Raw genomic sequence first — 26,719 nt, 5'->3', positions numbered from 1 at the left:
TCCGCAGATCACGCTGGCTTGGTGGGAAACACAGACCGCGCACGGTCGATGGCGACAGGCCGCTACGCCCTGGCCGTTCCTGAACGTTCCTGCAGATGCGCTTCGAGAGCGCGACACAGTTCCTGCAGTTCGGCATCGATCCCGGACAACATCGCGTCGATCGTGCCTTCGGGCGGCTGCTCCTCGACCAGGGTGAGTTGCATGACGAGGCGTTCGGCATTGAAATGGGCAACCAGGCCCTTCAAGCCGTGCGCCAGCCGCCGCAGTTCTGCCCAGTCGGTGGCCATTGCGGCGGCACGCAACGCAGCCATCTCGTTGGGTGCCTGTGCCAGGAATGCGTGGCCGATGATGTCGACGACTTCTGCGTCCGCCTGCGCGAGGCCGGCACGGTAGCTCGTCGACAGCTCGACGGCGTGCCCGCGCCGCAAACCGGCCAGGACATCCTGCAACTCCTCCCTTTGCAGTGGCTTGCTCAGGTAGCCGTCCACCCCGGATGCGAATCCTCTTTCCCGGTCATCGGGGAGCACGGCAGCGCTGAGCGCATAGATTGGCGTGCGGCGCTGCGGGCTGCCCTGTTCGCGAGCACGAATCTCGCGGGTGGCTGAAAATCCATCGATTTCGGGCATCTGCATGTCCATGAGGACGATGTCGAATCGATCACGGGCCCACAGTTCGATGGCTTCGCGACCGTTGGCGGCAAGCGTCACCAGGTGCCCCCAACTGCCGAGAAGCTCGACCATCAGCTTCTGATTGATCGCGTTGTCCTCGGCAACCAGGATTCTCAGTGCCCCGGCATGCTCGCGCAGTGAATGCCGCGTGATCAATTGTCCGGGAACGCGCGGCGCCTGCGACAAACCGAGCAACGCCATGATCGACGTTTTCAGCTCCTCGGGACCGACCGGCTTGCTCAGGTAAGCGCCAATGCCAACCTGGCAACAGCGGCTGGCGTCGCCGCGCGCGCCGCCCGACGACAACATCATCAGCAGGGGGCTGGCAGCGGTCTTCGCTTGCGAGAGCCGACTGGCGACCTCGAAGCCGTCCATTCCCGGCATGTGGCAGTCGAGCAGAACGACGTCGAACGGCCTGTCTTCTGCAACGCTCGCGGCATGCATTGCGAGCGCCGTCGGTCCGTCCGGCGCTTCGACGACATCCATTCCCCAGAGCGTCAGATGGCGGGCCAGGATGCGGCGATTCACCCGATTGTCGTCCACGATCAATGCGCGCTTGCCGCACGCGTCGACCCGTGCCGGAGTGGTCGCGCTGCCTGGCGCGATGCCGAATGGAACGACGGCATGGAAGGTGCTGCCTTTCCCCACCTCACTGTCGACCCAGATGTGCCCGCCCATCAACGCGACCAGGCGGCTCGAGATGGTCAGGCCCAGTCCGGTGCCACCATAGTTGCGGGTGGTCGAGCTGTCCTGCTGGGTGAATGCCGCGAAGATGGCTTCCTGCTTTTCCAACGGGATGCCGATGCCGGAGTCGCGTACGCTGAAATGGATCCAGGGACGGTCGGCCGCCATGCGCTCCACTTCGACCAGGAGAACGATCTCCCCCTTCTCGGTGAATTTCACGGCGTTGTTCAGAAGGTTGATCAGCACTTGCCGCAGTCGCCCGGGATCGCCCAGCAGATGGCGCGGAACGGCGGGGTCGCAGTCACTCAGCAGCTCCAGCTGCTTCGCTTCGGCGGCGAGCGCAATCGGCTTCAGCAGGTCGCCGATCAATGCGCTCAGATCGAAGGGAATCACTTCGACGCTCAGTTTTCCCGCCTCGATCTTGGAGAAATCCAGGATGTCGTTGATGATCGTCAGCAAGCCCGCGGCGGAAGACTTGACGATGTTGAGGTATTCGCGCTGCTCGCCGGTGAGGTCGGTGTCGAGCGCCAATTCGGTCATGCCGATGACCCCGTTCATGGGCGTCCTGATCTCATGACTCATGCTGGCGAGGAAATCCGACTTGGCGCGATTGGCATCCTCGGCACGGGCCACACTGCGCCTGAGGTCGTCCGCCATCTGCTCCAACTCCCGGCTCTTCTCGCGCAGTTGCCGCTCGCTCAGTTCGCGGCGTTCGATTTCGTCGGAGAGCGAGGCGTTCAGTTCCTGCAGGGCGGTCCGGCGCAGACCCGATTCAAGCACATCTTCCTGCAGCCTTTCGGCACGTTGCCGCATGCGGTCATACATGATCGCAGCGAACAGTACGAGCAAGGGGAATGCGCTCGCGAAATAGAGGAAAAGCCGCGAGGTGAGGTGGCCGTACAGGTATTCGCCCGAGAACAGGGTCAGCAGTGACAAGGGCATGCCGGCAACCGGGGTCCTGACGGCAAGCAGTTCCTGGTCGTCTGCAGCGGCAGCGTCTGATCCTGCCGCAAGGAGGTCGGAAGGAATCCGTGTGATCTGGTTCTCGGGGAGTTGGACCAGGTTCCAGGCGACGCTCCTGCCGAGTGTCGCGTGCTGTCCCGGGAACTTGAGTTCGACAGCGTCGTCGGTGATCAGCAGTTCCTGGTATTCCTTCCCCGCCGACAATGCAAGCAGGTAGCGTGAGAGCTGCCCGAGGTCGCCCATGGTGACCACGGTGCCGGCCACGGCGTCCTTGTAGCGGACTGGCGCCGCGGCGATGATCCGCCGGGCATCGGCATCGATGAACAGCTTCGCGGCGTGCGCGGCATCCGCGAGGGAGATCGCTGCGCCACCGGGCGTCAGCGCGACGTCGACGAGAATCTCGCCGGCGTCGTCGACAAAGAGGACGCGATTGTAGATCGGCTCACCACGAAGCCTCTTTTCCATCTGCCGCCGGAAACGGACCTCGATCGCGTCCAGGTTGGCGCTGAGCCCGTACTTCAGCGACATCCCGAGGGCTCTGTTGGCCAGGAAGTTGTGGATTTCGGGGACGTCGGCAAGCTCGGCGGCACCGCTCAGCCGATCGGCGGCAAAGTCGGCAAGAGCCGCGGCTCGCCGGTTGCTGTCGGCGACGATGCGCACATCGGCCGCCGCCCGCAGTTGGTCCTGCGAATTGAACGCCTCCCACAGGAGCAACCAGGAATAGCCGCAGAAGACGACTGCAACCAGCAGTGGCCAGCGCGCGCGAAGTCGTTGCAGCACGATTCGTGACCGGGACCCTCAACCCTTCCTGGCGAAAAAGTCCGGGAAATACCTTCTGATTCCTGGATAGTACTTGTTGACCAGCTGGTCGTAGGTGCCGTCGGCCTTGATCTTCCTGAGATAGTCGTTGAAAGCGGCGCGCAGTTCCGGCGCGGACTTGGGGAAAGCGGCAGCCAGGTCCTGTTCCTCCGATATCGGCCCGAGGACCTTGATCCTGCCGGCCCACTTCTGCAGGTCGAGGATCGCGTCCGGGACGTCCAGCAAGGTCAATTCCGCGTCCTTGTTCAGCAACGCCGGCACCATTTCATTGAGATTGGTGCTCCTGGTATAGGTCCGCAAGTCGAGGCCCACTCCCTTGAGTCCATAGTTTGCCGGATCGAGACAGGTTCGCTCCATGACCAGAAGGCTCTTCTTGCCGATCATTGCCTTGGTCTCCTGGATGTCCCTGGTGAGGTTGCTGCTGCCCTTGATCGGCGACTGGGGGGAGTCGGCGCGGGCAACGAGCAGGACCTGCGACGGGAAAGTGGGTTCGGAATAGAGAAGAACCCTTTCACGCCACGGCAGCACGGTGAATCCGGTCGCGATGATGTCTCCCCTGACCGGGAAGTCGCCCTCCAGTGTCACTTCCTCGCCCTTGCGCACGACATTCTTGCCCAGCAGGTCGCGGATGACGTTGTAGAAGTCGGTGTAAACGAGTTGATAGCGGACACCGATGTGTTTGGCAAAACCCTTCACCAGATCCACGTCGAAGCCATCACCATCACCGGTCACGAAGTTGGCGTAGCGGATGCCCAGATGACGAAGCTCGCCGCGTGCCTGGATCTCCTTGAGGTCGGCCGCTACGGAATTGCCGACGAAAAGACTGGTGAAGAAGATCAGGAGGATACTGAACAACATCCTGGGCATGGTCATGGTCGGATCTCCAGTGGGAGAAGTTGGTGAAGTAGGTGAAGTCAGGAAACGTCTGTCATTCGTGCTGCTCGTCATCCGTGTCGCCATAACGCGCGCGGATGTCGAGAACTTTCTCCCAGGCATCAAGAAACACCGCCACGCATGCCGGGTCGAAGTGAGAACCGGACTTTTCCCGCAGATAGTCGGCGGCGCGGTCGACGTCCCAGGCCTTCTTGTATGGGCGACTCGAGGTGAGGGCGTCAAAGACATCCGCTACTGCGACGATTCGCCCGTAAAGTGGAATCTCCTCACCAGTCAGGCCGTTCGGATAACCGCTGCCGTCGTATTTTTCGTGATGGGTGCCGGCAATTATCGCAGCCGTCCGCAGTATGGGCGAACTGCTGTCGCCGAGGATGTCGTGGCCGATGCTCGCATGCTGCTTCATGATGGCGAACTCGTCGGTCGTCAAACGACCAGGCTTGAGCAGGATCTCGTCGCGCGTCCCGACCTTGCCCACGTCATGCATCGGCGCGGCTTCGAAGATCAGCTGCTGCTCTTCCTCAGGCAAGCCCAGCCGCGAGGCAATGAGGCGCGAATAATGGGCCATGCGCATGATGTCTCCGCCGGTTTCCGGATCGCGGTATTCTGCGGCCCTGGCCAGACAGAAGATCGTTTCGCGCTCGCGCTCGGCGATCGTTCGGGTGGCCGCGGCGACTTCCACGGCCAGCAGTGCCGCACGATCCGCGAGCAGCTTCTGGCCGCGCCGCAAGGCGGCCATGTTCTTCATTCGCGCAGTGAACTCGTGCCTGTCAACTGGCTTCGTCAGGAAATCGGTTGCGCCCGCCATCAAGGCATTGTAGCGAGTCTCGACGAGATTGTTCGCAGTCACCATGACTACCGGGACTTCGCCCATTCCCGGAATCTCGCGGAAGCGACGGACGAACTCGATGCCGTCAGGGGCAGGCATCATGTAATCGACGACGACGATATCGGCGCCGTGTTCCTGGCACCATTCGAGGCCGGCCGCCGAGGAGCTGAAACAGCGGGGCTCGATGTCTTCGTTGCGCGTCACGAGATGCTTGAAGAGCAACAGGTTGATTTCTGAATCGTCGATGATCACGGCAGTGAGTTTCACGGCTGGCGTCCTGGCTGATGGGGATCACGAAGCTGCAAGGCCGAGTGGCACGTCCCACAGGGCCGCGCCTGGGCCCTCCTCTGGATCAACGACATGGGTGCAAGCGGGATCGATTGGCAAGCGCGATCACAGGCAATGGGTCGACAAAAGTCAGCAGTCTTGGCGAGGTCGGCCTGAGTATAGGTTCCGCGTCAACCGCGGTCAATCGGAGGCTTGCACGGTGCGGCGTTGCCCGCTCCGGATGACCGGTCGGCAGGTGGACGCGGCGCTGGCGGCACGTGCGCTGCCCTGGTCGAAAAGCCGCCCAGGCTGGCCCATCCGCTGCATCTTGCCGGGGTGCCTGGCGGCCGAACGCCATTCGTCGCGGGCCTATTGTTTGCGGCTTGGCCGCTTGACGGCGCACGCCTTTCCGGGCAGCACCAGGCTCGACTGGTAGGCGGCGACCGCGAGCAGTTCATCGTCACTGTAGCTGCCGATGATCCGGACCATTTCGCTGTGGGCGCCGGAACGTCTGCCGTCGCGGATTTCCGTCATCTGGCGCAGCAGGTAGCGGTGGTGCTGCCCCGCCAGCATCGGATAGCCCTTGTGGCGCGAACCTTCTCCGTTCGGCCCGTGGCAAGTCCTGCAGGCCTTGTCGTAAAGTGCCCTGCCGGCCGCCACTTGCTGCTCGGCGTCGGCAGCGCCGTAACGGCCGTCGCCGGCCTGGATGCACAGCCCTTCGAGATAGGCGGCGAGATCGGCGAGATCCTGCGGATCGGCCAGTACGGCGGCAAAGGGGTACATCGTCGAGTTGTGCCGCACACCGCTGCGGATGTCGGCCATCTGCTTGATCAGCACGCTGCTGTGCTGGCCCGCGAGTCGGGGAACGGCGCCGTCGGGACTCCCGCCTGCCGATGCCAGGTGGCAACTGCGGCACAGCGCATAGAGCCGCTCGCCGCGCTTGCGTTCACCCTTGCGTTCCAGCGCTTCGTTGGTCTCGCCCGGCAGCGCCTGCCATGGGTACTCCTTGACCGGGACACCTTCAGGCCCGACAGGCGAGGGCGCTGCATGCGGGAGCGCCGAGGCATGGAGTGCCAGAGAAAGCGCGAGGACCAGTTTCTGCATTGCCGACTCCCTGCTGTTCGAGAATGGGCGCTTGCCATCTGGCAGACCGATCCCATGCCGGTCGCCGACAGGACCCGCTGCGGCGGTGTGTGCGTTCCCGCTGCATGGCAGCACCACACGTCATGTTGCCATAGCGCGCTTGCCCATGCACTGGATACGCGACCGCGCAGCCGCACTCATTGCCTTGGCGTGTCACAAACGCATCGGCACTTCATGCGGCAACGAAACGGTAGCCGACGCCCGCTTCCGTGATGATGTGTCTTGGCTGCGACGGGTCGTCTTCGATCTTCTTGCGCAGCAGCCCCATATAGACCCGGATGTAATGGCTGTCTTCGGCATGGGATGGCCCCCACACCGCCTTGAGCAGTTGTCGATGGGTCAGAACACTGTCCGGATGGGTGACCAGGAAGGCGAGCAGGCGATACTCGATGGGTGTCAGGTGCAGGTGCTCGCCCGCTCGCTCGACCCGTCGCTTGCCGAGATCGACCCGCAGCTTGCCGAATTCACAAACCGTCGATCCGTGGCCGCCGGCACTGGACCGGCGTCGCAACTGGGCACGAACGCGAGCCAGCAGTTCCGCTGCCCCGAATGGCTTCGTCAGATAGTCGTCGGCGCCCGCGTCCAGAGCGCCCACCTTGTCGGTTTCGGTCGTCCGTGCCGACAGCACGATGATGGGGACATCGGACCAGGTGCGCAGGTCGCGGATGAAATCCACGCCGTCGCCGTCAGGCAGGCCAAGGTCGAGCACCACCATGTCCGGTCGGCGGGTGCCGGCCGCGATCAGGCCGCGCTGCATGGAGTCGGTCTCGTAGACCTGGCAGCCTTCTGCTTCCAGCGACATCCTGACGAAGCGCCGGATGTTGGGCTCGTCCTCGATGATGAGAACGACGGGGAGCGAGTCGCTCACTGCAGGCTATCCTCCTCAGCGCCATCCAGTGAAGGCGGTTGGCCTCGCGGCAAGGAGAACACGAAGCGCGCTCCGCCACCGCGGCGGTTCTCTGCCCGAATGGTGCCACCGTGCGCCGTGACAATGGCGCGGCAGATCGCCAGCCCCAGACCCACTCCCGATGTCGCACTTTCCTTCTGGCCGCGCTCGAACTTGCTGAAGATGAGTTCCTCCTTCCCAGCCGGCAGCCCGGGTCCGTCATCCTCGACCCAGATGTCCACCTGATCGCGCGCGCCCGGCGCGGCGCCGATCTCGATCATGCTTCCGGCGGGTGTGTAGTTGACGGCGTTCTCCAGGAGGTTGCACAGCACCCGTTCGACCAGTACGGCGTCAAATTCCAGCAAGGGTAGTCCGTCCGGCAGGTTGACGCCAACACGATGGCCAGCCATCGTCGATCGCATGGCCTTGATGGCGCTGCCGACCACTTCCTCCAGTGGTTGCCACTGTCGATTGAGCTTGACTGCACCGGCTTGCAGGCGAGCCATGTCGAGCAGGTTGTTGACCAGGGAATTCATGCGCAGCGCCTCGTCGCGCATCGACGCCGCGATGTCGCATTGCTCTCCCGTCGGCGGCGGCTGCGTCATGGACATCGAGTCGGCCAGGCCGACCAGCGCCGCGAGCGGTGTGCGCAGGTCATGCGAGATGGCTGACAGCAGTGAATTGCGCAGGCGCTCCGACTCCATCTGCACCGTGGTCGCCCGCGCCACATCGACGTAATGGACCCGTTCGAGGGAAATGGCGACCAGCCGGGCGAAGGTATCGAGGAGGCGACGCTGCTCCGGGGCCATCAGCCGCCGCGAGTGCTTCGGCTCCAGAACCAGCACGCCGCGCGTGCGCATCGGCGCCTTGAGCGGAACATAGAGAAGTGGACTGCCGGCGAGGGTGTCGGTGCCCCAACCGGCTTCCGCACTGTGGTCGAAGGCCCACTGGCTGATGCCCACGTCGACCGCGGGCACGCCACCGGGCACCTGAATCGGTTCGTGCAGCCGGTCTCGCTCGTCGGCGAGCATGATGGCGGCGCGGGCGCCGAATCCGGTCGCGGCGAAACGCTGGCTGATTTCGGCGATCTGCTCCGGCATCAGCGCGCCCGAAAGATCGCGCGACATCTCATAGAGTGCCCTGACCCGCTGTTCGCGGCGGCTGGCGACGCGGGCCTGGAACTTGAGGTCCGCGGTCAGCTTGGCGGTGACCAGGCCGACGGCCAGCATGACGGCGAAAGTCATCAGGTATTGGACGTCGCCGACGGCGAAGGAGAATCGCGGCGGCACGAAGAAGAAATCGAAGGCTGCCACATTGAGGAAGGCCGCCGCGACTGCCGGGCCGAGACCGTAGCGAACTGCCGAGAGAACGACCGCCATCAGGAAGAGCATGGCGATGTTGGCGCGGTCGAACACCGTGTGCAGTGGCATCGCAATGAGCGTCACCAGCGCACAGAAGACCGAGCTCATCGCGAAAGACTGCCAGGGGGCGTGCAACCGGTCGAGCAGCGACTCGCCGCTTGGCTTCTCCTCCTGCCGCCTGTCGGCCGGCGTTTCCGCGCCTGCGACCTGGATGATGTCGAGATCGGGTGCAAGCTTGCCGACACGGTCAGCGAATGACCGCTTCCAGGGCCGCCAAGCCTGCGCCTGGTCGCGGCCGACAAGGACCTTCGACAGGTTGTGGTCGCGCGCATAGTCGATGATGGTCGCGATCGGGTCGCTGCCTGGCAGGCTGGCCGTTTCTGCCCCCATCTCCTGTGCCAGCTTGAGACTCCTGAGGATCTGCAAGCGCCGCTTGTCCGAGAGATGTCGCAGTTTCGGCGTCTCGACGTAGATCACGTGCCACGGCACGTCGAGCTTGGCGGCAATGCGGGCGGCGCTGCGGATGATTCGGTCACTGCCATCTCCCGGGCCGATGCAGGCCAGCAGCGATTCACTGGTGTGCCAGGCGCGGGTGACCGATCGGTCACGCCGATACTGGATCATTTCGCTGTCAACGCGGTCGGCGGTGCGGCGCAGTGCGAGTTCACGCAGCGCGATCAGGTTGCCCTTGCGGAAGAAATTCTGGATCGCGCGCTCGGCCTGCTGCGGCAGATAGACCTTGCCTTCCTTGAGGCGCTGCAGCAGTTCGTCCGGCGTCAGGTCGACGAGAACGACTTCATCGGCGGCATCGAAGACATGGTCCGGAACGGTCTCCCAGACCCGGATGCCGGTAATGCCACCGACCACGTCATTGAGGGTCTCCAGGTGCTGCACGTTGACGGTCGAATAGACGTCGATACCGGACGACTGCAGTTCCTCGACATCCTGCCAGCGTTTGGCGTGGCGCGAACCCGGCACGTTGGAATGGGCGAGTTCGTCGACCAGGAGAAGGGCGGGCTTGCGCGCCAGCGCTCCGTCGATGTCGAACTCCGGCAGCACCCGGTCACGGTAGGCCGCCGCCTTCAGCGGCAGACGCTCCAGTCCCGTCAGCAAGGCTTCCGTCTCCTTGCGGCCGTGGGTTTCGACGACACCGATGACGACGTCCGTGCCTTGCTCGGCCTGCTGGCGCGCGGCCGACAGCATGGCGTAGGTCTTGCCGACACCCGCCGAGGCGCCGAAGAAAATCTTCAGCTTGCCGCGGGCGGCGCGCATCTCCTCGTCCTTGATCCGGTCGAGGATCAGGTCGGGATCGGGGCGGCCGTCCTTCATTTCCCGTCCGAGCTGCGGCGCCATACGGGTTGTGCCCGCTCAACGCGCATGTGCGTCGAGCGCGAGGTTGAGCTTGAGGACATGGACGCGCGCTTCGCCGAAGACGCCGAACTCGCGACCCTCGGTATTCTCGGCGAGCAACTGCCGTACGGTCGTTACCTCGAGGTGGCGGGTACGGGCGACGCGCTCGGCCTGGTAGTCGGCAGCGGCCGGGCTGATGTGCGGGTCGAGACCGCTGGCCGACGCCGTCACCAGGTCGATCGGTACGGGGCGCCGGTTGCCCGGGTCGGCGGCATGCAGCGCCGCGACCCGAGCCTTGACGGCATCGGCGAGGGCCGGGTTCAAGGGTCCCTGGTTCGAGCCCGATGATGCGGCGGCGTTGTAGGGCTGCGGCGCCGTTGCCGACGGGCGGCCCCAGAAGTACTTCGGATCGCTGAAATCCTGGCCGATCAGTGCCGAGCCGATCGGCTTCCCATCCCGGATGATCAGGCTGCCGGCGGCGGCATCGGGAAAGGCGATCCGCGCCACGCCGGTGACCAGCATCGGATAGAGGAGACCGGTGACGACCGACAACAATACGAACAGGGAGATGGCAGGGCGCAGCAAGGCTTTCATGGATGCCTCCTCAGGCAAGACCGGCGGCGGCCAGCGCCATGTCGATCAGCTTGATACCGATGAAGGGGGCGACCAGGCCACCGAGGCCATAGATCGCCAGATTGCGACGCAGCAGGGTCGCTGCGCCGACGGCGTGGTAGCGAATCCCCTTGAGGGCCAGCGGAATCAGCGCAATGATGATCAGTGCGTTGAAGATGACCGCCGAGAGGATCGCCGAGGCCGGGCTGGCCAGCCCCATCACGTTGAGCGCTGCAAGCGCCGGGTAGGTGCTGACGAAGGCAGCCGGAACGATTGCGAAATACTTGGCGACGTCGTTGGCGACGCTGAAGGTGGTCAGCGCGCCGCGCGTCATCAACATCTGCTTGCCGGTCTCGACGACTTCGATCAGCTTGGTCGGATTCGAGTCGAGGTCGACCATGTTGCCGGCTTCCTTCGCGGCCTGGGTGCCGGTGTTCATCGCCACGGCGACGTCGGCCTGGGCCAGTGCCGGGGCGTCATTGGTGCCGTCGCCGGTCATCGCCACCAGGCGGCCTTCGCTCTGGTACTGGCGGATCAGTGCCAGCTTGGCTTCCGGCGTCGCTTCGGAAAGAAAGTCATCGACGCCGGCCTCGGCGGCGATTGCCGCTGCCGTCAGGCGGTTGTCGCCGGTGATCATCACCGTCTTGATCCCCATCTGCCGCAGTTCGGCGAAGCGTTCCTTGATGCCGCCCTTGACGACGTCCTTCAGTTCGACGACGCCGAGTACGCGCGTCTCGTCGGCCACGACCAGCGGCGTGCTGCCGCGGCGCGCCGCCGCGTCGACCGCCGTCAGGACCGACGGTGGCATGGCGCCGCCGAGGGCCTCGACATGCTGGCGGATGGCATCGGTTGCCCCCTTGCGGATCTGTCGGCCGGGCAGATCGACGCCGCTCATCCGGGTTTGCGCCGAGAAATGAACGAACTGCGCTGCGAGTGCATGGACATCGCGCTCGCGCAGGTTGAAGCGCTGCTTGGCGAGGACGACGATGCTGCGTCCCTCCGGCGTTTCGTCGGCCAGTGACGCCAGTTGCGCGGCGTCGGCGAGTTCGGCCTCGCTGACCCCGTCGGCGGGCAGGAAGGCCGCTGCCTGGCGGTTGCCCAGCGTGATCGTGCCGGTCTTGTCGAGCAGCAGCACGTCGACGTCGCCGGCGGCTTCGACTGCGCGGCCGGATGTGGCGATGACGTTGGCCTGCATCATGCGGCTCATGCCGGCGACGCCGACGGCCGAAAGCAGGCCGGCGATGGTGGTCGGAATCAGGCACACGAGCAGTGCAATGAGGACGGTGATGCTGACTGGCGAACCCGACCCGGCCACCGCGACGCTGAACTGGGAGAAGGGAAGCAGGGTCGCGGTGACGCCGAGGAAGACGATGGTCAGCGCCGCCAGCAGGATCGCCAGCGCGATTTCGTTCGGCGTCTTTTGCCGTTTCGCCGTCTCGACCATGGCGATCATCCGATCGACGAAGGTCTCGCCCGGATTGACAGTGACGCGCACGACCAGCCAGTCGGAGAGCACGCGCGTGCCGCCGGTTACCGCCGAGAAATCACCGCCTGATTCGCGGATGACCGGCGCTGATTCGCCGGTGATGGCCGATTCATCGACCGAGGCGACGCCTTCGATCACCTCGCCGTCAGCGGGAATGGTTTCACCGGTGGCGACCAGCACGACGTTGCCGACGCGCAGGTCGTCCGCGGGCACCGTGTGCCACTCGGCGTCCGCGCGCGGGGCGCTCAACCGCTTTGCCCAGGTTTCCTTCTTCAGGCCGCGCAGTGACGCCGCCTGCGCCTTGCTGCGCCCTTCGGCGAGCGCTTCCGCGAAGTTGGCGAAGAGCACGGTGAACCACAGCCAGATCGCGACAGCGAGGATGAACGCCGTCGACTCCTGACCCGGGCCGCTGAGCGCCGGGACCGCTGCCAGCGTGCTCAGGATGGAACCGATGAAGACGACGAACATCACCGGATTGCGCCACTGCACGCGTGGGTCCAGTTTGCGGAACGAGTCGATGATGGCGGGCGTGACGAGCGCCGGGTCGAACAGGGAAAAGGTCTTGCGTGTCATGAGATTCTCCAGCGGATCATCGCGTCGGCCACAGCATCAGGTGCTCGACCAGCGGGCCGAGCGCCAACGCGGGCACATAGTTGAGCAGGCCGACCAGCAGCACGACGCCGATCAGCAGCGCGACGAACAGCGGGCCGTGCGTCGGCAGGGTCCCGGCGGTCACCGCGATCCGCTTCTTGGCGGCCAGCGAGCCGGCCATCGCCAGCACCGGCACGATCACGGCAAAGCGGCCAAACCACATCGCCAGTGCCAGCAGCACGTTGTAGAAAGGCGTGTTGGCCGAGAGTCCGGCGAAGGCGCTGCCGTTGTTGTTGGCTGCCGAGGAGAAGGCGTAGAGGATTTCGGCAAAGCCGTGCGCGCCCGGGTTGGCGATTCCGGCCCGGCCCGCCTCGGTCATCACGGCAGCGGCGGTGCCGACGAGGACCAGCAGGGGCGTCGCGAGGATGGCGATCGACGTCATCTTCATCTCCTGCGCCTCGATCTTCTTGCCCAGGTATTCCGGCGTCCGTCCGATCATCAGCCCGGCGATGAATACCGCCATCACGGCAAAGAGCAGCATGCCGTAGAGGCCGGAACCGACACCACCGAAGACGACTTCGCCGAGCTGCATCATGACCAGTGGCACGGCACCGCCGAGCGGCGTGAACGAGTCGTGCATCGAATTGACCGCACCGCAGGACGCGGCCGTGGTGATCGTCGCAAAAAGGGCCGAATCGGCGATACCGAAGCGCGCCTCCTTGCCCTCCAGGTTGCCGTCGGTCAAGGCGGTGGTGCGTACGCTCGTCGCCTCGCTGTCGCCGACCTTCGCCAGCAGGGGATTGCCTTGCTGCTCGAAGCTGATCGCGCCGATGGCAAAGCTGACGAAGAGCAGCGCCATCGCGGCAAACACCGTCCAGCCCTGGCGCTCGTCGCCGACGATGCAGCCGAAGGCAACGCACAGCGCGCCGGGAATCAGGAAGATCGACAGCATCTGCAGGAAGTTCACCAATGGCGTCGGGTTCTCGAAGGGGTGAGCCGAGTTGGCGTTGAAGAAGCCGCCACCGTTGGTGCCCAGCATCTTGATCGCTTCCTGCGAAGCAACCGGGCCCATGGCCAGGGTCTGGGTGGTCGTCGATGCAGCTTCCGTCACCGGGTTGCCCTGCTCGTCCTGCACGGCCTGGCCGTCGGCGTCGAGCTTTGGCGCCTGGTATGTGGTCACGTCGAGCGTGCTCACTTCCTGGTAGGCGGCAAAGTTCTGGATCACGCCCTGACTGCTCAGGAACAGCGCAAACAGCAGCGACAGCGGCAGCAGAATCCAGATGGTGGCGCGAAAGAGGTCTGCCCACGCATTGCCGATGCCAGCCGCCGAATGCCGTGCAAAGCCGCGGATGAGCGCGATGGCGACGGCGATGCCGGTTGCCGCGGAAACGAAGTTCTGCACCGTCAGGCCGAGCATCTGGACCAGGTAGCCCATCGTCGATTCGCCACCATAGCCCTGCCAGTTGGTGTTGGTGACGAAGCTCACCGCCGTGTTGAAGGCCGAATCGGGGCTGACATTGGCCATCGCCTGCGGATTCAATGGCAACCACAATTGCAGGCGCTGCAGGGAATAGACGGCGAGCAGGCCGAGCGCGTTGAACAGCAATATCGCCCGTGCATACTGCAGCCAGCCCATCTCTTCGTCGCGCTGGATACCGCAGGCCCGGAACACTGCTTTCTCGACGCCGCTGACCCAGGTCTCGTGGTTCCCCATGGTCATCACCCGGGAGATGTAGATGCCCAATGGTCGGGCGAGGAGCAGCAACATCGCCATGAAGAGACCGAGCAGGATCCATGCATGGTCGTTCATGAGAAGTCCTCCGGAAAGAGCAGCGCCGCGATCAGATAGACCAACAGGCCGCCGGCGGCGAGGCCGGCGAGGATGGTGAGCAGGCTCATGCGCGGCCTCCGGTCAGGCGGGCGCAGCCATTGGCGAAAGCCACGACAAGCCCGAACAGCGCGGCCAGCGCGGCCAGATAGACGACATCCATCGCATTCCTCCAGTCAGGGTGTTGACAAACGGAATGCTAGGCCGGCGGCCATCAAAATGGTCGCAAAGGAGGTGAACCGCGTGTAAAGACAGGATAAAGATCACGCGTCGGCGGCAGTCGTCGTGGCTGCCACTGCCGACTCGCAACGGGCGCCCTGGCTGATCGGGTTGGCCCGCCTCGCGTGGGCGCCGGCCGCGACGCAGCGCATGCCGGGCGAGCCTGTGGGTGCGCAGGCAGGCAATGGACGCCGGCATGCGTCGCCGGCGTCCGGCAGCGGTGCGGCCAGGCCATCCGATCAAAGGCTGGCCATGTCAATCACGAAGCGGTACTTGACGTCGCTCTTCAGCATCCGCTCGTAGGCCGTATTGATGTAAGCGATCGGGATCGTCTCGATGTCGGAAACGATGCCATGGTCGGCGCAGAAATCGAGCATCTCCTGCGTTTCGCGTATGCCGCCGATCAGCGAGCCGGCGATGCGGCGGCGCTTGAAGATCAGGTTGAAGACATTCGACGGCGGGTGCGGCTCTGCCGGGGCGCCGACCAGTGCCATCGTGCCGTCGCGCCTGAGCAGTTGCAGATAGGCGTCGAGGCTGTGCGGTGCCGCCACCGTGTTCAGGATGAAATCCAGTTGGTTGGCCTGGGCAGCCATCTGTTCGGGACTGGTGGAAATGCATACCACATCGGCGCCAAGCTGCTTGCCGTCGGCGATCTTGCCCGGTGAGGTGGTGAACAGGACGACGTGGGCGCCCATCGCGTGCGCGATCTTGACCCCCATGTGGCCAAGTCCGCCGAGACCGACGATGCCGACCTTCCTGCCCGGTCCGGCGCCCCAATGGCGCAGCGGCGAGTAGGTCGTGATGCCGGCGCAGAGGAGGGGGGCGACACGCGCCAGATCCTTCTCGTCGTGCCGGATGCGCAGGACAAAGGACTCCTTGACGACGATCGTTCGCGAATAGCCGCCGAAGGTATTCTCGCCGCCGAACACCGGACCGTTGTAGGTTCCGGTGAAACCGTTTTCGCAGTACTGCTCTTCGCCCTCATGGCACGAATGGCAATGCCCACAGCTGTCGATCATGCAACCGACGCCGGCCAGATCACCGAGCTTGAAGCCGCGAACGCCATCACCGACGGCGACGACCCGGCCGACGATTTCGTGCCCGGGAACACAGGGGTACTGGGTGTTGTGCCACTCGCCGCGAACCGTGTGCAGATCCGAATGGCAAACGCCGCAATACAGAATCTCGATCTGCACATCCTCCGCGCCCGGGTTGCGGCGGTGCAGTTCAAAGGGTGCCAGCGCGCTCGAGCTGCTTTGCGCTGCGTAGGCTTTGGTCTTGATCATGGCTGAATCCTTCCTCTGGACGTTGGGCAGACAGATGTTCCGGCTCGTGACCACCAGGGCGGGCGGTGCCGTGGCCGAGTGCCGTCAATGGTACGCCAATGCAGCGGCTGCGCATGCGCTGCGAAACCGTCGGCAGATCAGCCAGAAACTCCCGAGGATGGGCTCGCCGCGGGCGGCGGTGGTCGACGGCCGTCGTTGGCGGTGCCTCGGCTCACAGCCGTGGCGTCAGGCCGTCGGCGAGAGACAGGCGATAAGCGGAATAACCGGGCACGAGACTGGCCAGCAGGCCGGCGGCGACGACTGCCGCCAGCAGTCGCAGTTCGTCGCTGCTGACCCAGCGCGCGCTCAGCGAGAGGCCGAAGTGGGCCTGCACGAGCGGCGCCAGCACGGCGCTGAGCAGCGCCAGCAGCGCGACGCCGAGCAGGGCGCCGAGGAGCGTGACGAACAGCGCCTCGGCGCTCAGGAGGAGGAACAGCTCGCGCGGGCGCGCACCCACCGAGCGCAGGATCGCCAGTTCACGGCGCCGTTCGCCGAGGCTGGCGAGGACCACCGCAACGAGACCGGCGAGACCGACGGCGAGGACCATCGTCGACACGGCCAGCAGCGTCCGCTCGGCAAAGCCCACCATCTGCCAGAGTTGGTCGAGGGCGACACCGGGCAGCACGGCCAGCAGCGGCTCGCCGGGGTGATCGTTGATCTTGCGCTGCAGTCGGAAGACGGCGGCGCGGCTTTTCAGGCCGATCAGCGCGGCGGTGATCTCCTTCGGCTGCAGGTCGAACTTGCGCACGTGCTCGGCAGGGATCGACAGGCCTGGCAGCGGCGCGCCGCCTGCCCAGTCGAGATGGATCGCCTGGATCGCTTGCAGACTGACGTGCAGCGTGCGGTCGACCGGCGTGCCGGTCGGCGCGAGGATGCCGACGACGGTGAACGGCTTGTCCTCATGTTCCGCGAGGCCGACGTCGCCCATGCCGTGGCTGATGATGATCCGGTCGCCGATCCTGTAGGAGAGCCGCTTGGCCACCTCGGCACCGAGAACCGTCTCGAAGAGGCCGTCGAACGGCCTGCCGCTGGCAAACTGCAGCGCTTGCCCATCGCCGTAACGGAAGTGCTCGAAATAGGCGCCGGTCGTCCCGAGGACCGGCAGGCCGTGGTGCGAGTCGCCGAGCGACAGCGGGATGGCCCAGGCCACCGCCGGATCGTCGGCGATCGCCTGGTAGCTCTGCCAACGGATGTTGTTGCTCGCATCGCCGAGACGGAAGACCGCGTAGAGCATCAGCTGCACGGCGCTGGTGCGCGCCCCGACGACGAGATCGGTTCCCGACACCGACAGCGCAAAGCTGTTGCGCGCCTCGTGGCGGACGCGCTCGACGCCGAGAAGCAGGGTCACGCTGAGGGCGACGGCAACCAGCGTCATCCCGAGCGTCAGGCGCCGGTTCCAGGCGCTGCGCACGGCCAGGCTGAGCAGCCACTTCATCGCGCGCTGCCGTTGTCGCTGCTGGCGCCGAGTGTCGGCAGCGACAACTCACGGTCGAAGCCGGTCGCCAGGCGGCGGTCGTGGCTGACGAAGAGCAGGGTGCTGCCGCTGCGTTCGCATTCGTCGCGCAGCAGCTCAAGGAAGGCGCCCTGTCGCTCGGCATCGAGCGCCGAGGTTGGCTCATCGGCAATGACGACCTCGGGTTGCCCGATCAGGGCGCGGGCGGCGGCGACCCGCTGCTGTTGGCCGACGCTCAGCCGCGTCACCTGGCGACGGTGCAACGCCGGGTCGAGGTCGAGCCGTGTCAGCAGGCGCTGCGCTTCGCCTGCCGGCGTGTTGCCGGCGGCGGTTGCCCTTGCCAGCCGCCGCGGCGAAAAGCGGCAGGAAAGGAGGACGTTGTCGACCACCGACAGATAGGGAATGAGGTTGAAGAGCTGAAAGAGAAAGCCGACATGATCGGCCCGGAAGCGGTCGCGCGCCGCCGGCCGCAGCTGCGTCAGCTCGTTGCCGAGCAGCTGCAGGCGGCCGCGCTCGGGGACGAGGACGCCGCCGAGCAGCCCGAGCAGGGTGCTCTTGCCGCTGCCGCTCGGCCCATGAAGAAAGATCCGTTCGCCGGCCTGCGCCTCGAAGAACGGGATGTCGAGGCAGAAGTCGGCGTCGTCGGCCCAGCGGAAACGCAGGTTCTCGATGCGGATGAGCGCCGCCGGCATCGCTCTACCAGGAGATACGCCGCTGTTGCGGCGACAGCCGGGCGGCCGACTGTCCGCGCGGCCCGGCAACCTGAACGTCGATGCGGCGCAGCCTCGGGAAGGTGGCGAAGAGGCCGACTTCGATGTCGCGCAACGCTGCTGCGTTCTCGCAGCGGAAGACAAAGCTGCCGTCGAGGTCGGCATGGCCGTCGCCCTCTGCTGGGGGCGACGGCTGCAACAGCGGCGATTCGAGTTCGACCGAGACCGTTGTGCAGCGCGCCGCCGGTGTCGGGGTGAAGATCTCGCCGGCCTGGCGCAGGCGATCGGCCATGGCGCGCAGCGCCTGCTTCTGCTGTGCCGTCCGCGGCGCGTGCTCGAAACCGACGAGATTGGCGAGCGGCGTTTCCAGCTGCAGGCTGAGCGTGTTGCCGTCGACGGCGACCTGCAGGCTTGCCGCCCCGTGGACGTGGGCTCCGGGAGGGCCGGCGAGCGCCGGCACAGGGAGCAGGCAGGCCATCACAAGCAGGCAGGACCAGGGTGATGTGTTCATCGGCAGTCTCCATTCGATGGGCCGATTGAAGCACAAGGATCCTGCAAATGCAACGGGATTGCGTTTGCGATGTCCTGTGGTCTCGCCAAGCCCGATCGGCGGGCGAGCCCCGGGGCTTTCGTCACTGGGCTGCAGTAGCAGCCAGTGCTGCACCTTGCGCCTGGCAGGGATACGATCAGGGGGATGGCATGGACGTCATCGTCGTGAAACATCGGAAAATAGGCGTTCACGCCCGACAGTCGCGTCCGTCACCCGAGCAGTGGCGTCGTGCGTAAGGAAGGAACTCCGTGGGCTCGTGGACGATGCGCTATCGCGTACCGGGGCGCCGCTTACGGTGGAAAAGTCTGGCGACTTTCCACTTCACGCTCCACCGAACTCCAGCTCCTTCGTCTGCCGTTCGATGAGGTCAACACCAACCGCGTTACCGGTCAGCCGACCGAAACTGGCGGTGCTATACTTGCTCCAGAGCGTTTCCTGCCGAATAGCAACATGACGACAACTACTACAGCACGGCTTACCCGTTCGGACAACGAAGTTGCGGTCTCGCACTACGCACCCAGCGACGTTATTGAACGACTCCCGAGAGCAGTCGGCGTGCTGCTCTTCGTCCTCGTTGTTCCGTACCCGGTGTTTGGCCAGACGTACTATAAGTGCCGGACCGCTTCAGGAAGCATCGCATACTCGGATGCACCGTGCCTTGGTGGGGCACAGCCGAAAAGGGTCGTAACCGACAATGCTCGGCCAGCGTATCCCTCACCATCTGCCTACGGGCCTCAACCTCAATACGCACCTCAACCGCAGTACGCACCCCAATCGCAGTACGCACCCCAATCGCAGTACGCACCCCAATCGCAGTACGCACCCCAATCGCAGTACGCACCCCAATCGCAGTACGCACCCCAATCGCAGTACGCACCCCAACCGCAGTACGCACCCCAACCGCAGTACGCGCCCCAACCGCAGTACGCACCCCAACCGCAGTACGCACCCCAACCGCAGTACGCACCCCAACCGCAGTACGCGCCCCAACCGCAGTACGGGGTGCCGCCGATAGACCCGAACGCCCGGATACTCGACGCCAAGATTATGGAAGCGCTTGGTTCTGGGGACTTCCCCCGAGCCAAGGGACTGGCAGTGACACCAGAGCATTGGCGGATGATCGCCGAGGCAGAGCAACGACAAGGAAGAAGTGTTACGGGGCGAACCAGCGCCGATTTGCGCGCGGAGCTGCAGAACAGCACGCGGTGCCGCGAAGCACAGCGGAGCTATGAGACTGAGTCAAGCTCAGTAAAGAAAGACTTCGCGATGATCAACGCCACCAAGCACCGCATGTACGTCGCGTGCGGAATGAACGAACCGACGGTCATCGAAAACCGCACCGTGATTAACGACAATCGGCGGGTCATGAGATTGAGTCCGTAATTCGGTAGAAGACACGGACCGCCGGTATATGCAGTCCTTCGCGATGATCACCAGCGAGCCGACGGTTCGCGGCAACAGGTCCTTCGAGCGTCGCTTCGATCGTAGCAGCCTCGCTCCCGGCGCCGAAGGGATAAGCCGGTGGAGACCGGCCTGCGGCGGCGCGTGGACGTCGTCTTCGGCGATGAACACATGCGAACGCACGTAGCGATCATGCCCTCCACAACCTCGCAGTCTTGCGCCAACTCTTGCTCAATCTCCTGCGCACCGCTTCGGTGAAACGCAAAGGTGGCCTCCACATCCAGAGCCTCGTTGCCGCGACTCCCAACAGATTCCGGTGCAACTCCAGGGCCTTGGACGGCGTTCCTGCAATTGCCCCAGGGCGTGCCTTGGTTGTCCGCCTACGCCGCTGAATTGGGCGATGATCCTTGGCCGGGTTCCCACCGTCGCGCCGACAGCAGCAGAATCACGTCGCGCCCTCTGCCCATGGCCCATCAGTGTCGGTCGAATGCGCAAGTGGCGATATCGGAACCTTCGACGGGAATTGCACCGCTCGTCCGTCGGCGGTTCGCTGCAGTCTCCCAAACTTTCCGGCACGACTCGGACGATGTCGCTCCAGGAGAGACAAGAAGATGCCTGTGAACCATCGCGACGGGAGTCACCGTAAGCCTCGGCCGGCCTTCGGCTGCGGGCAGTCGTCGAGCACCGTGGCTACCGTGACTGACAAGCTAGCGCCATGAGTCAGTACGCCAGCCGATCGCCGAGCTCTTCATTGGGCGAGTTCCTCGCCGCGGGCGTCGTCGCCGAGGACGTCCCCTCGCTCTTTCCGCTGCTTTCGGCGCGGCCCCTGCTGGCGGCATTCGTCGCCCTGTTTCGCGGTGGCGACGAGGAGGTGCTGATCCGCCTGGCGGTGCTCAAGGGCATCGGTACCCGTGCCGAGTCACCCTTCTGGTCGCCGCACGAACTCGAGGAGCAGTTCGTCTGGCTCGATGCGGTCAAGCTCGACACGGTGCTCAAGCGGCTGCGCGAGCACGAACTGCTGGTCTGGGACGGCGAGCAGCGGCTGTACCATCTGGCGCCGACCGGTCGCATGGCGCTGGCGGCGATCGACCTGATGCTGCAGTTCGCCGCCGAGGAGGACGCGGAACTCGGTTTCCTCGCCTCGCAGGTGGCTGCCGGCGGTGCCGTCGGTCGGCTGTCGGCGGATACACTGCGCCACCTGCTGGCGCGCCTGGCGGAGCTCGAGGCACAGTTCGCCGCCGCCGTCGCTTCCGGTTCCGAGTTCCGCCTCATCGCCGCGCAGACGCGACTGCAATCGGTCTGGCAGTGGATGGAGAAGGGTACCGCCATCCTTGCCGGCCTGTCGGAAGAAGGTTTCGACGACGCCACCTGGCGGCTGGCGCAGGAGATCGGCGCGCGCCAGTCGCGCATCATGCGCATGACCTCGGTGTTCCAGCGTGAGCTGGCGGCGATCGCCCGCCAGCGCGTGCATCTTTCGCAGGGTGGCCTGTCGTCGTCGGAAGTCGCCGCCTGGCTGAAGGGGCTGGATGTCGATCGACTTGCGGCGCTCGCCGAGGGTGCCCTGAACGTCGTTCCCGAGCCGGTCTTCGTGCTGCAGGACGTGCTGCTCGACATCGCCGAGGCCGAGCTGATCGACCGCCAGCATCCCGACCGCCGCCGCTCGAGCCTGCCGCCGCCGGCAGCGGTTGTGACGACGCACGAGCTGCCGCTCGAGCCACCGCCCGAGGTCGCAGAGTTGCTGCAGGTGCTGCAGCATCTCGACGGCCCGCTGCCCATCGCCGATGTGGTCGTCGGCGGCAACTTCCGTGCGGCGTCGTACCGCTTCTCGCTGCTGCCTCTCCTCGGCGAGGACAAGGCGCCGTCCGAACTGGCGCCGCTGGCTGCGCTGCCGGTGCAACTGCTGTGGTCGGCCGACGCGGCGGCGGGGGAACTCGCCGCGGTCAATCGCGCTGAAGTGGCGGCGATCACGCCCGGCGTCATCGCACCGCTGCCGGCGCGGCCCTGAAACTGCAACCTGCCTGGATGACCCGTCGATGGACGCTGCACCACTGATTGCCCGCCTGCTTGCCCGTCGCAGCCTGCCGCGCAGCGATCCCGGCGTTTCCCGCCTGCTGGTCGACGCCGGCCTGCGCGGCGAGGTCGAGGCGCGGCTGGCCGCCTGTGGTCTCCGCCTCCTCGACCATCCGTACGCGGCACACGTCGCGATCGGCGTCGACCGGGCTGCGGAGAGCGCCGTCTTCGAGACCGACAAGGACTGGCAGGCGAGCAACATCGGCCTTGCCCGCGATGTCGTGGCGTTGCTGGTCCTGCTCTGGGCGCTGATCATCCTGCCCAAGCGGGAACGCCAGATCAGCCGCGACAGCCTCGAAAGCCAGGGGCAGAGCGACCTCTTCGGTGCTGCCTCGCGGCCGGTCGACCGCGACAGCGCGGCCGTTTCCGGCGTCGTCGCCGAGAGCGCGCTGCTCGAGGACTACGGCAAGCTCCTCGGCGGCAAGGCACGCGTCCGGCAGTTCATGCTGCCGACGCTGAACCGGCTCGGCTTCATCGAGCGCCGGCTGGGGATGATCCACGAGGGCCCGTTGCTCGACCTGGCGCTCGACTACGCGGAACTGGCGCCGCGCATCCTGCAGGGCGCGCTCGGCGACCTGCTGCGGCAGCGCGCCGGGGGGGCAGGCTGATGTTCCGCTTCGACAAGCTGGAGCTGGTCCACTGGGACTACTGGCAGCGGCTCGAGATCCCGCTCGCGGCGCCAATCGTCACCATCGTCGGTCCCAATGGGTCGGGCAAGACGACGCTGCTCGACGCGCTGCGCACCCTGCTGGCACTCGAATGCTCCGGGCACGGCAGCCGCAAGCGTGACTACAAGCGCTACGTGCGGCGCAATGGCGAAGACTTTGCCTGGCTGCGGGCGGTCGTCGACAATCGCCGGCTGCCCAACCACCGCCGTCCGTTCTGGCCGCCACACCAGGAGGAGCAGGTGACGCTGGCCTGCCGCATCGAGCGCAGGGGCGGCGACTGGACGCGCGTCTACTTCCTCGCGCCGGGAGATGTGGCGATCGAGCGCATCGAGGCCGAGGGAACCGAGTACGGTGTCCGCGACTGGCGACAGCTGCTGCACCAGGCCGGGCTGACGCCGGCGCTGGCGCGGGTGCTGTCGCTCGAGCAGGGGCAGACCGACAAGCTCTGCGAGCTGTCCGGCCGCGAACTGCTCGATCTCGTTTTCCAGGTCTTTGGCGACAAGGAGACGCTCGACCGCTACGCCGAGGCACGCGCGCACCAGGAACTGGTGACTGCCGAGCTGAAGGCGATGCAGGGCGAGGAGTCGCGGCTGGCCAACGAACTCGAACGCTTCGAGCAGAAGGTCAACCGTCACCTCGAGTGGCAGGCGCTGGCGAGCGAGCGGCAGGCACTGGTCGGCGAGACGCGGCCCCGGCTCGAATTCCACGCCCTCAACGAATCGATCCGCGGTGCGCGCCGCCCGCTGGCGGCAACGCGCCGCGACTGGCGGCGGCTGCGCGCCGAGCTGCAGGCGTGCATCGACCAGCAGCCATCGCGACGGCACGCCGTACAGCACGCGGCCGACGCGAGGGGCGCCGCCGAGACCGCCGAGCAGGCGGCGAACGCGGCGCTGAACCAGGCCAATGCCGAGCGCACCCGCTGGCTCACCCGGCTCGAGGAGCGTCAGCGCCTGCTCGCGGCGGCCCGTGTCGAGGGTGGTGATCCGCTGGCCGACCAGGAGACGCTGGAAGCGGCCGAAGCCGAACGCGATGCCCTGCGCCTGCAACTGGCCGCCGCTGACGCCGAACTGAAGCGGCTTGGCGAACTGCTGCACGAGCTCGCCGCCGGCCGGCGCGCTGATCCGCAGGATGTCTGCCGGTTTCGTGCGGCTCTCGATGGCGCCGGCATTGGCCACACGCTGCTCGCCGAGCGGCTGGAAATGACCGACGAAGGCTGGGCGAATGCCGTCGAAGCGATCCTCGCACCGTTCGCGCACATCGTTCTCCTGGACGACGCGCGCCAGGCCGAAGAGGCTTTCGTCCTCGGCGAGCGCCTGCGTTACCGGCACTACCTCGTGCCCGAGAGCGTCGCTGTTCCAGCGGCCGGTGCCGGCTCGCTGCTCGAGGTGCTGCGGCTGCGCGGCCCGGTTCCCGAGTGGCTGATCGGCCTCCTGCAGCGCACGCAACGCGTCGCGGACGCTGCCGCCGGCGCCCGCCTGCCGCGCGGCCAGGACTGGGTGACCCGCCAGGGCTACCTGCGCGAGCGGCGCGGCGGCCGCCATGCCGCACCCGAACTGCCGCGCTTCGGCGAGGCGCGGCTGGCCGCACTGCGCGAGCGCGCGGAGCAACTGGCGAACGAGGCGCAGCCGCTGCGCGCGCGCCTGCGCGCCGTCGACGCCAGCCTCGCGGCGCTGCGCCAGCGCGTTTCGGGCAGCGACGCGCGCCGCGACCTGGCGGCGCGCGCCGGCGAGTTCGCGGCGGCGGCCGACAACCTGCAGCGCGCCGACGAGGCGCATCAGGATGCCGCACGCGCCGTCCTCTGCGCGCGCCAGGCACGCCAGGAGTCGGAAGAGGCGCTGCGCGCCGCGCAGCTTGCCGAGACGGCGCTCGCCAGCCAGATCGCCGGTCTGCGCAGCGCCTTGCCCGGTCTCGAGAACTTCGCCGGCCGCCGCGAGCAGGCAGAGCGGCTGCGCCGCCTGCGTCGGCAGCGCCGCGAGCTGCCGCCTGCCTGGCAGGAGGCGGCAGCCAACCAGGCGCTGGCCGAGCAATGGGGCGACGTGCGCGCGATCGAGCGGCGGATTGTCGAGATCGAGCGCCGCTTCGCGCAGGAATCGTGGGAGACCGACGCCACCGTCATCGCCCTGCGCGACAATCTGCGGGACAGCCTGCAACGCCAGCAGCGCGAGGTCAGCGACCGCCGCCGCGACAACGACATGGCGCGGGCGCAGACCGATGCCGCGCGCAACGAGTACGTCAAGGTGCTGCGCCACACCGCCAGCCGCTACGCGAAGAATCTGCGCCTGCTCGGCGAGATGGCAGGCGTCCGTGTCGAAGTCGAACTGCCGCCGCTGGCAGCCGACGAGGGCGCTCTGGCGCAGGCGGCGCTGGTCGTCCGCTTCGAGTTCGATGCCAAGGGCCTGATGGGAATGAATGACTCGGACGCCTCCGGCGGCCAGCAGGTCGTCAAGTCGCTGATCCTGCTCGTCGGGCTGATGATGGAAGAATCGCATCCGGGCGGCTTCGTCTTCATCGACGAACCCTTCGCCCACCTCGACATCATGAACATCGAGCGCGTCAGCGCCTTCCTCAAGGCGACCCGGGCGCAGTACCTGCTGACCACGCCGGTGACCCACAACGTCGGCGTCTACGACCCGGCGGCGATCACCCTGGTGACCGCCAAGAAGCGTCCCGACGAGCACTGGGCGAGCCGCGTCGGCGTCCTCGTGCGGGCGCCAGACAGCGCCGCCGGGCTTGCCGGCGATGCCTGAGACGATCGAGCTGCTCGGCAGCGGGCCGCCGTGGCGTCGGCGCCGACGCAGCGTCGATGGCCCGCGACAGGCACCCGACACGCTGCCCGCCGAGCGTCGCGAACTGCTCGTGCGCTGGCTGCGGCGCGGCGGCAACAGCCGCTGGCAGACGCTGGCCGGCGACGCCGGTCACGCCTACCCGCTGGCGCAGGCGCTGCTCGAATGGCTCGTGCAGGCCGGCTGGGCGGTGGTCAGCGAAGAGCGCCGCGGGCAGGGCTGGTGGCCGCAGCGGGTCGAGATCGTCGATCCCGGGGCGCTGCGCGTCGCGCTCGGCCTGTCCGATCCGCAGGCCGCACGGCAGGCCTGGGAGAGCGCCGGCCACACGCACTTCGTCCATCCGGAACTCCTCGCCGCCGCCGGCACGCTGGCCGCGCTGCCGCCGGCGCGCGCGCTGCGCCGCCTGTCGCTGCTCGAACAGCTCGCGCGCTGGCACGCCGAAGAGCGCAGCGGCACCCGCCGCGATTTCGCCTGGTTCGCCCGCGGCGATACGAAGAGCCTCAGCGAGGCCGAGTGGAACTGGCTCGCCGAGCACTGCGACCTCGCCGGCTTCGGCATCAGCGGCCATACGCCGCTCCTCCTGCTGGCGGCGCCCCTGCTGCTGCACGTACAGCGAGCGGGAGGCAGCGAGGGCCGAATCGCACTCGACGCGGCAGACGACTGGATCGGCCTGACGCCGGCGACGGTGGCCGCCATGGTGCGCGCCGACGGTTGCCCGCGCTGCTGGCGACTGATCGAGAACCGCAGCAGTTTCGAGCGCGTTGCCCGCCAGCGAGCGTTTGGCGACGGCGTCGTCTGGCTGCCGGGTTTTCCGCCGGGCTGGTGGCGGACGGCGATGGCGCGGCTGCTCGCCTGTGCGCCGGCAGCCGCCGACATCGCCTGCGACCCCGACCCGGCCGGCATCGCCATCGCGCTCGAGGTCGGCCGCATCTGGCAGGCCGCCGGTCTCGAATGGCAGGCGCCGGAGATGGCCGCCGAGCGCTTGCGCAACCTGCCGCAACGCAAGCCACTGACGGAGGGGGACCGGCAGCAGCTCGCACGGCTGCGCGCCGCCGGACTGCCGCCGACGCTCGCCGGACTCGCCGCGGCGCTCGACGAACTCGGCGAGAAGGGCGAGCAGGAGGGCTACCTGTGACGCCGCCGCCAGACAGCGACGTGGCCA

19 protein-coding genes are annotated in these 26,719 nt (G+C 66.5%); 5 read left to right on the top strand and 14 right to left on the bottom strand.

The window, feature by feature from the left end:
* Positions 1-62 precede the first annotated feature (62 nt).
* From V5B60_RS21100 to V5B60_RS21035, 14 genes are all read right to left on the bottom strand, one after another.
* Complete coding sequence (locus tag V5B60_RS21100; RefSeq protein WP_332349975.1) at positions 63-3,095, bottom strand: hybrid sensor histidine kinase/response regulator; 3,033 nt, start codon at positions 3,093-3,095, stop codon at positions 63-65.
* Positions 3,096-3,113: 18 nt separating this feature from the next.
* Positions 3,114-3,992 carry a transporter substrate-binding domain-containing protein gene (locus V5B60_RS21095; protein ID WP_434735385.1) on the bottom strand — a complete coding sequence of 293 codons (879 nt, stop codon included), beginning with the start codon at positions 3,990-3,992 and terminating at the stop codon, positions 3,114-3,116.
* A 70-nt stretch (positions 3,993-4,062) separates the two neighbouring features.
* Entirely contained in the window at positions 4,063-5,106 is a 1,044-nt protein-coding gene (locus V5B60_RS21090; RefSeq protein WP_332349971.1) for a response regulator, read from the bottom strand.
* A gap of 384 nt (positions 5,107-5,490) precedes the next feature.
* Entirely contained in the window at positions 5,491-6,225 is a 735-nt protein-coding gene (locus V5B60_RS21085) for a c-type cytochrome (protein ID WP_332349969.1), read from the bottom strand.
* Between the two features lie 211 nt (positions 6,226-6,436).
* On the bottom strand, positions 6,437-7,132 hold the full coding sequence (gene kdpE, locus V5B60_RS21080) for a two-component system response regulator KdpE (protein ID WP_332349967.1): 696 nt from the start codon (positions 7,130-7,132) through the stop codon (positions 6,437-6,439).
* Positions 7,129-9,840: a two-component system sensor histidine kinase KdpD gene (kdpD, locus tag V5B60_RS21075; protein WP_332349965.1), complete on the bottom strand. Its 2,712-nt coding sequence runs from the start codon at positions 9,838-9,840 to the stop codon at positions 7,129-7,131. Before kdpD ends, kdpE begins: the two co-directional genes overlap by 4 nt.
* A 39-nt stretch (positions 9,841-9,879) precedes the next feature.
* Complete coding sequence (gene kdpC, locus V5B60_RS21070; RefSeq protein WP_332349963.1) at positions 9,880-10,455, bottom strand: potassium-transporting ATPase subunit KdpC; 576 nt, start codon at positions 10,453-10,455, stop codon at positions 9,880-9,882.
* A gap of 10 nt (positions 10,456-10,465) precedes the next feature.
* On the bottom strand, positions 10,466-12,532 hold the full coding sequence (gene kdpB, locus V5B60_RS21065) for a potassium-transporting ATPase subunit KdpB (RefSeq protein ID WP_332349961.1): 2,067 nt from the start codon (positions 12,530-12,532) through the stop codon (positions 10,466-10,468).
* 16 nt (positions 12,533-12,548) lie between these two features.
* Entirely contained in the window at positions 12,549-14,360 is a 1,812-nt protein-coding gene (gene kdpA, locus V5B60_RS21060; RefSeq protein WP_332349959.1) for a potassium-transporting ATPase subunit KdpA, read from the bottom strand.
* Positions 14,357-14,449 carry a potassium-transporting ATPase subunit F gene (locus tag V5B60_RS21055; RefSeq protein WP_295356110.1) on the bottom strand — a complete coding sequence of 31 codons (93 nt, stop codon included), beginning with the start codon at positions 14,447-14,449 and terminating at the stop codon, positions 14,357-14,359. The genes kdpA and V5B60_RS21055 overlap by 4 nt, the downstream gene beginning before the upstream one ends.
* A 387-nt stretch (positions 14,450-14,836) precedes the next feature.
* Positions 14,837-15,883: an NAD(P)-dependent alcohol dehydrogenase gene (locus V5B60_RS21050; RefSeq protein ID WP_332349955.1), complete on the bottom strand. Its 1,047-nt coding sequence runs from the start codon at positions 15,881-15,883 to the stop codon at positions 14,837-14,839.
* A 211-nt stretch (positions 15,884-16,094) separates the two neighbouring features.
* Complete coding sequence (locus V5B60_RS21045) at positions 16,095-17,357, bottom strand: ABC transporter permease (protein ID WP_332349953.1); 1,263 nt, start codon at positions 17,355-17,357, stop codon at positions 16,095-16,097.
* Positions 17,354-18,067 (bottom strand): ATP-binding cassette domain-containing protein, encoded by a 714-nt coding sequence (locus V5B60_RS21040; protein WP_332349951.1) that lies wholly within the window; start codon positions 18,065-18,067, stop codon positions 17,354-17,356. Before V5B60_RS21040 ends, V5B60_RS21045 begins: the two co-directional genes overlap by 4 nt.
* A 4-nt stretch (positions 18,068-18,071) precedes the next feature.
* Positions 18,072-18,596 (bottom strand): DUF2796 domain-containing protein, encoded by a 525-nt coding sequence (locus tag V5B60_RS21035; RefSeq protein ID WP_332349949.1) that lies wholly within the window; start codon positions 18,594-18,596, stop codon positions 18,072-18,074.
* 1,041 nt (positions 18,597-19,637) lie between these two features.
* Between V5B60_RS21035 and V5B60_RS21030 the strand changes: the two genes are divergently transcribed.
* The 5 genes from V5B60_RS21030 to V5B60_RS21010 all read left to right on the top strand — a co-directional run bounded on the left by V5B60_RS21030 (position 19,638) and on the right by V5B60_RS21010 (position 26,692).
* Complete coding sequence (locus V5B60_RS21030; protein WP_332349947.1) at positions 19,638-20,018, top strand: hypothetical protein; 381 nt, start codon at positions 19,638-19,640, stop codon at positions 20,016-20,018.
* A gap of 733 nt (positions 20,019-20,751) precedes the next feature.
* Complete coding sequence (locus tag V5B60_RS21025) at positions 20,752-22,041, top strand: hypothetical protein (protein WP_332349945.1); 1,290 nt, start codon at positions 20,752-20,754, stop codon at positions 22,039-22,041.
* A 28-nt stretch (positions 22,042-22,069) separates the two neighbouring features.
* A complete protein-coding gene (locus tag V5B60_RS21020; protein WP_332349943.1) occupies positions 22,070-22,714 on the top strand; it encodes a hypothetical protein in 645 nt (214 codons plus the stop codon).
* Positions 22,714-25,521 carry an AAA family ATPase gene (locus tag V5B60_RS21015; RefSeq protein ID WP_332349941.1) on the top strand — a complete coding sequence of 936 codons (2,808 nt, stop codon included), beginning with the start codon at positions 22,714-22,716 and terminating at the stop codon, positions 25,519-25,521. Before V5B60_RS21020 ends, V5B60_RS21015 begins: the two co-directional genes overlap by 1 nt.
* Positions 25,514-26,692, top strand: coding sequence for a hypothetical protein (locus tag V5B60_RS21010; protein ID WP_332349939.1), 1,179 nt, complete (start codon positions 25,514-25,516; stop codon positions 26,690-26,692). Before V5B60_RS21015 ends, V5B60_RS21010 begins: the two co-directional genes overlap by 8 nt.
* Positions 26,693-26,719 lie beyond the last annotated feature (27 nt).

It is taken from the genome of Accumulibacter sp., assembly GCF_036625195.1.
Taxonomy (GTDB): Bacteria; Pseudomonadota; Gammaproteobacteria; order Burkholderiales; family Rhodocyclaceae; genus Accumulibacter.
The sequence above is the reverse complement of the archived record's forward strand: the minus strand, read 5'-3'. Positions and strand labels throughout refer to the sequence as shown.

Bases quoted from the DNA above. Each gene is read 5' to 3' on its own strand.
- kdpB (WP_332349961.1), bottom strand. From the start codon at position 12,532: ATGACACGCAAGACCTTTTCCCTGTTCGACCCGGCGCTCGTCACGCCC.
- kdpA (WP_332349959.1), bottom strand. From the start codon at position 14,360: ATGAACGACCATGCATGGATCCTGCTCGGTCTCTTCATGGCGATGTTG.
- V5B60_RS21055 (WP_295356110.1), bottom strand. From the start codon at position 14,449: ATGAGCCTGCTCACCATCCTCGCCGGCCTCGCCGCCGGCGGCCTGTTG.
- V5B60_RS21010 (WP_332349939.1), top strand. From the start codon at position 25,514: ATGCCTGAGACGATCGAGCTGCTCGGCAGCGGGCCGCCGTGGCGTCGG.
- V5B60_RS21045 (WP_332349953.1), bottom strand. From the start codon at position 17,357: ATGAAGTGGCTGCTCAGCCTGGCCGTGCGCAGCGCCTGGAACCGGCGC.
- V5B60_RS21015 (WP_332349941.1), top strand. From the start codon at position 22,714: ATGTTCCGCTTCGACAAGCTGGAGCTGGTCCACTGGGACTACTGGCAG.
- V5B60_RS21020 (WP_332349943.1), top strand. From the start codon at position 22,070: ATGGACGCTGCACCACTGATTGCCCGCCTGCTTGCCCGTCGCAGCCTG.
- V5B60_RS21035 (WP_332349949.1), bottom strand. From the start codon at position 18,596: ATGAACACATCACCCTGGTCCTGCCTGCTTGTGATGGCCTGCCTGCTC.
- kdpC (WP_332349963.1), bottom strand. From the start codon at position 10,455: ATGAAAGCCTTGCTGCGCCCTGCCATCTCCCTGTTCGTATTGTTGTCG.
- V5B60_RS21040 (WP_332349951.1), bottom strand. From the start codon at position 18,067: ATGCCGGCGGCGCTCATCCGCATCGAGAACCTGCGTTTCCGCTGGGCC.
- kdpD (WP_332349965.1), bottom strand. From the start codon at position 9,840: ATGAAGGACGGCCGCCCCGATCCCGACCTGATCCTCGACCGGATCAAG.
- V5B60_RS21025 (WP_332349945.1), top strand. From the start codon at position 20,752: ATGAGTCAGTACGCCAGCCGATCGCCGAGCTCTTCATTGGGCGAGTTC.
- V5B60_RS21095 (WP_434735385.1), bottom strand. From the start codon at position 3,992: ATGTTGTTCAGTATCCTCCTGATCTTCTTCACCAGTCTTTTCGTCGGC.
- V5B60_RS21085 (WP_332349969.1), bottom strand. From the start codon at position 6,225: ATGCAGAAACTGGTCCTCGCGCTTTCTCTGGCACTCCATGCCTCGGCG.
- V5B60_RS21050 (WP_332349955.1), bottom strand. From the start codon at position 15,883: ATGATCAAGACCAAAGCCTACGCAGCGCAAAGCAGCTCGAGCGCGCTG.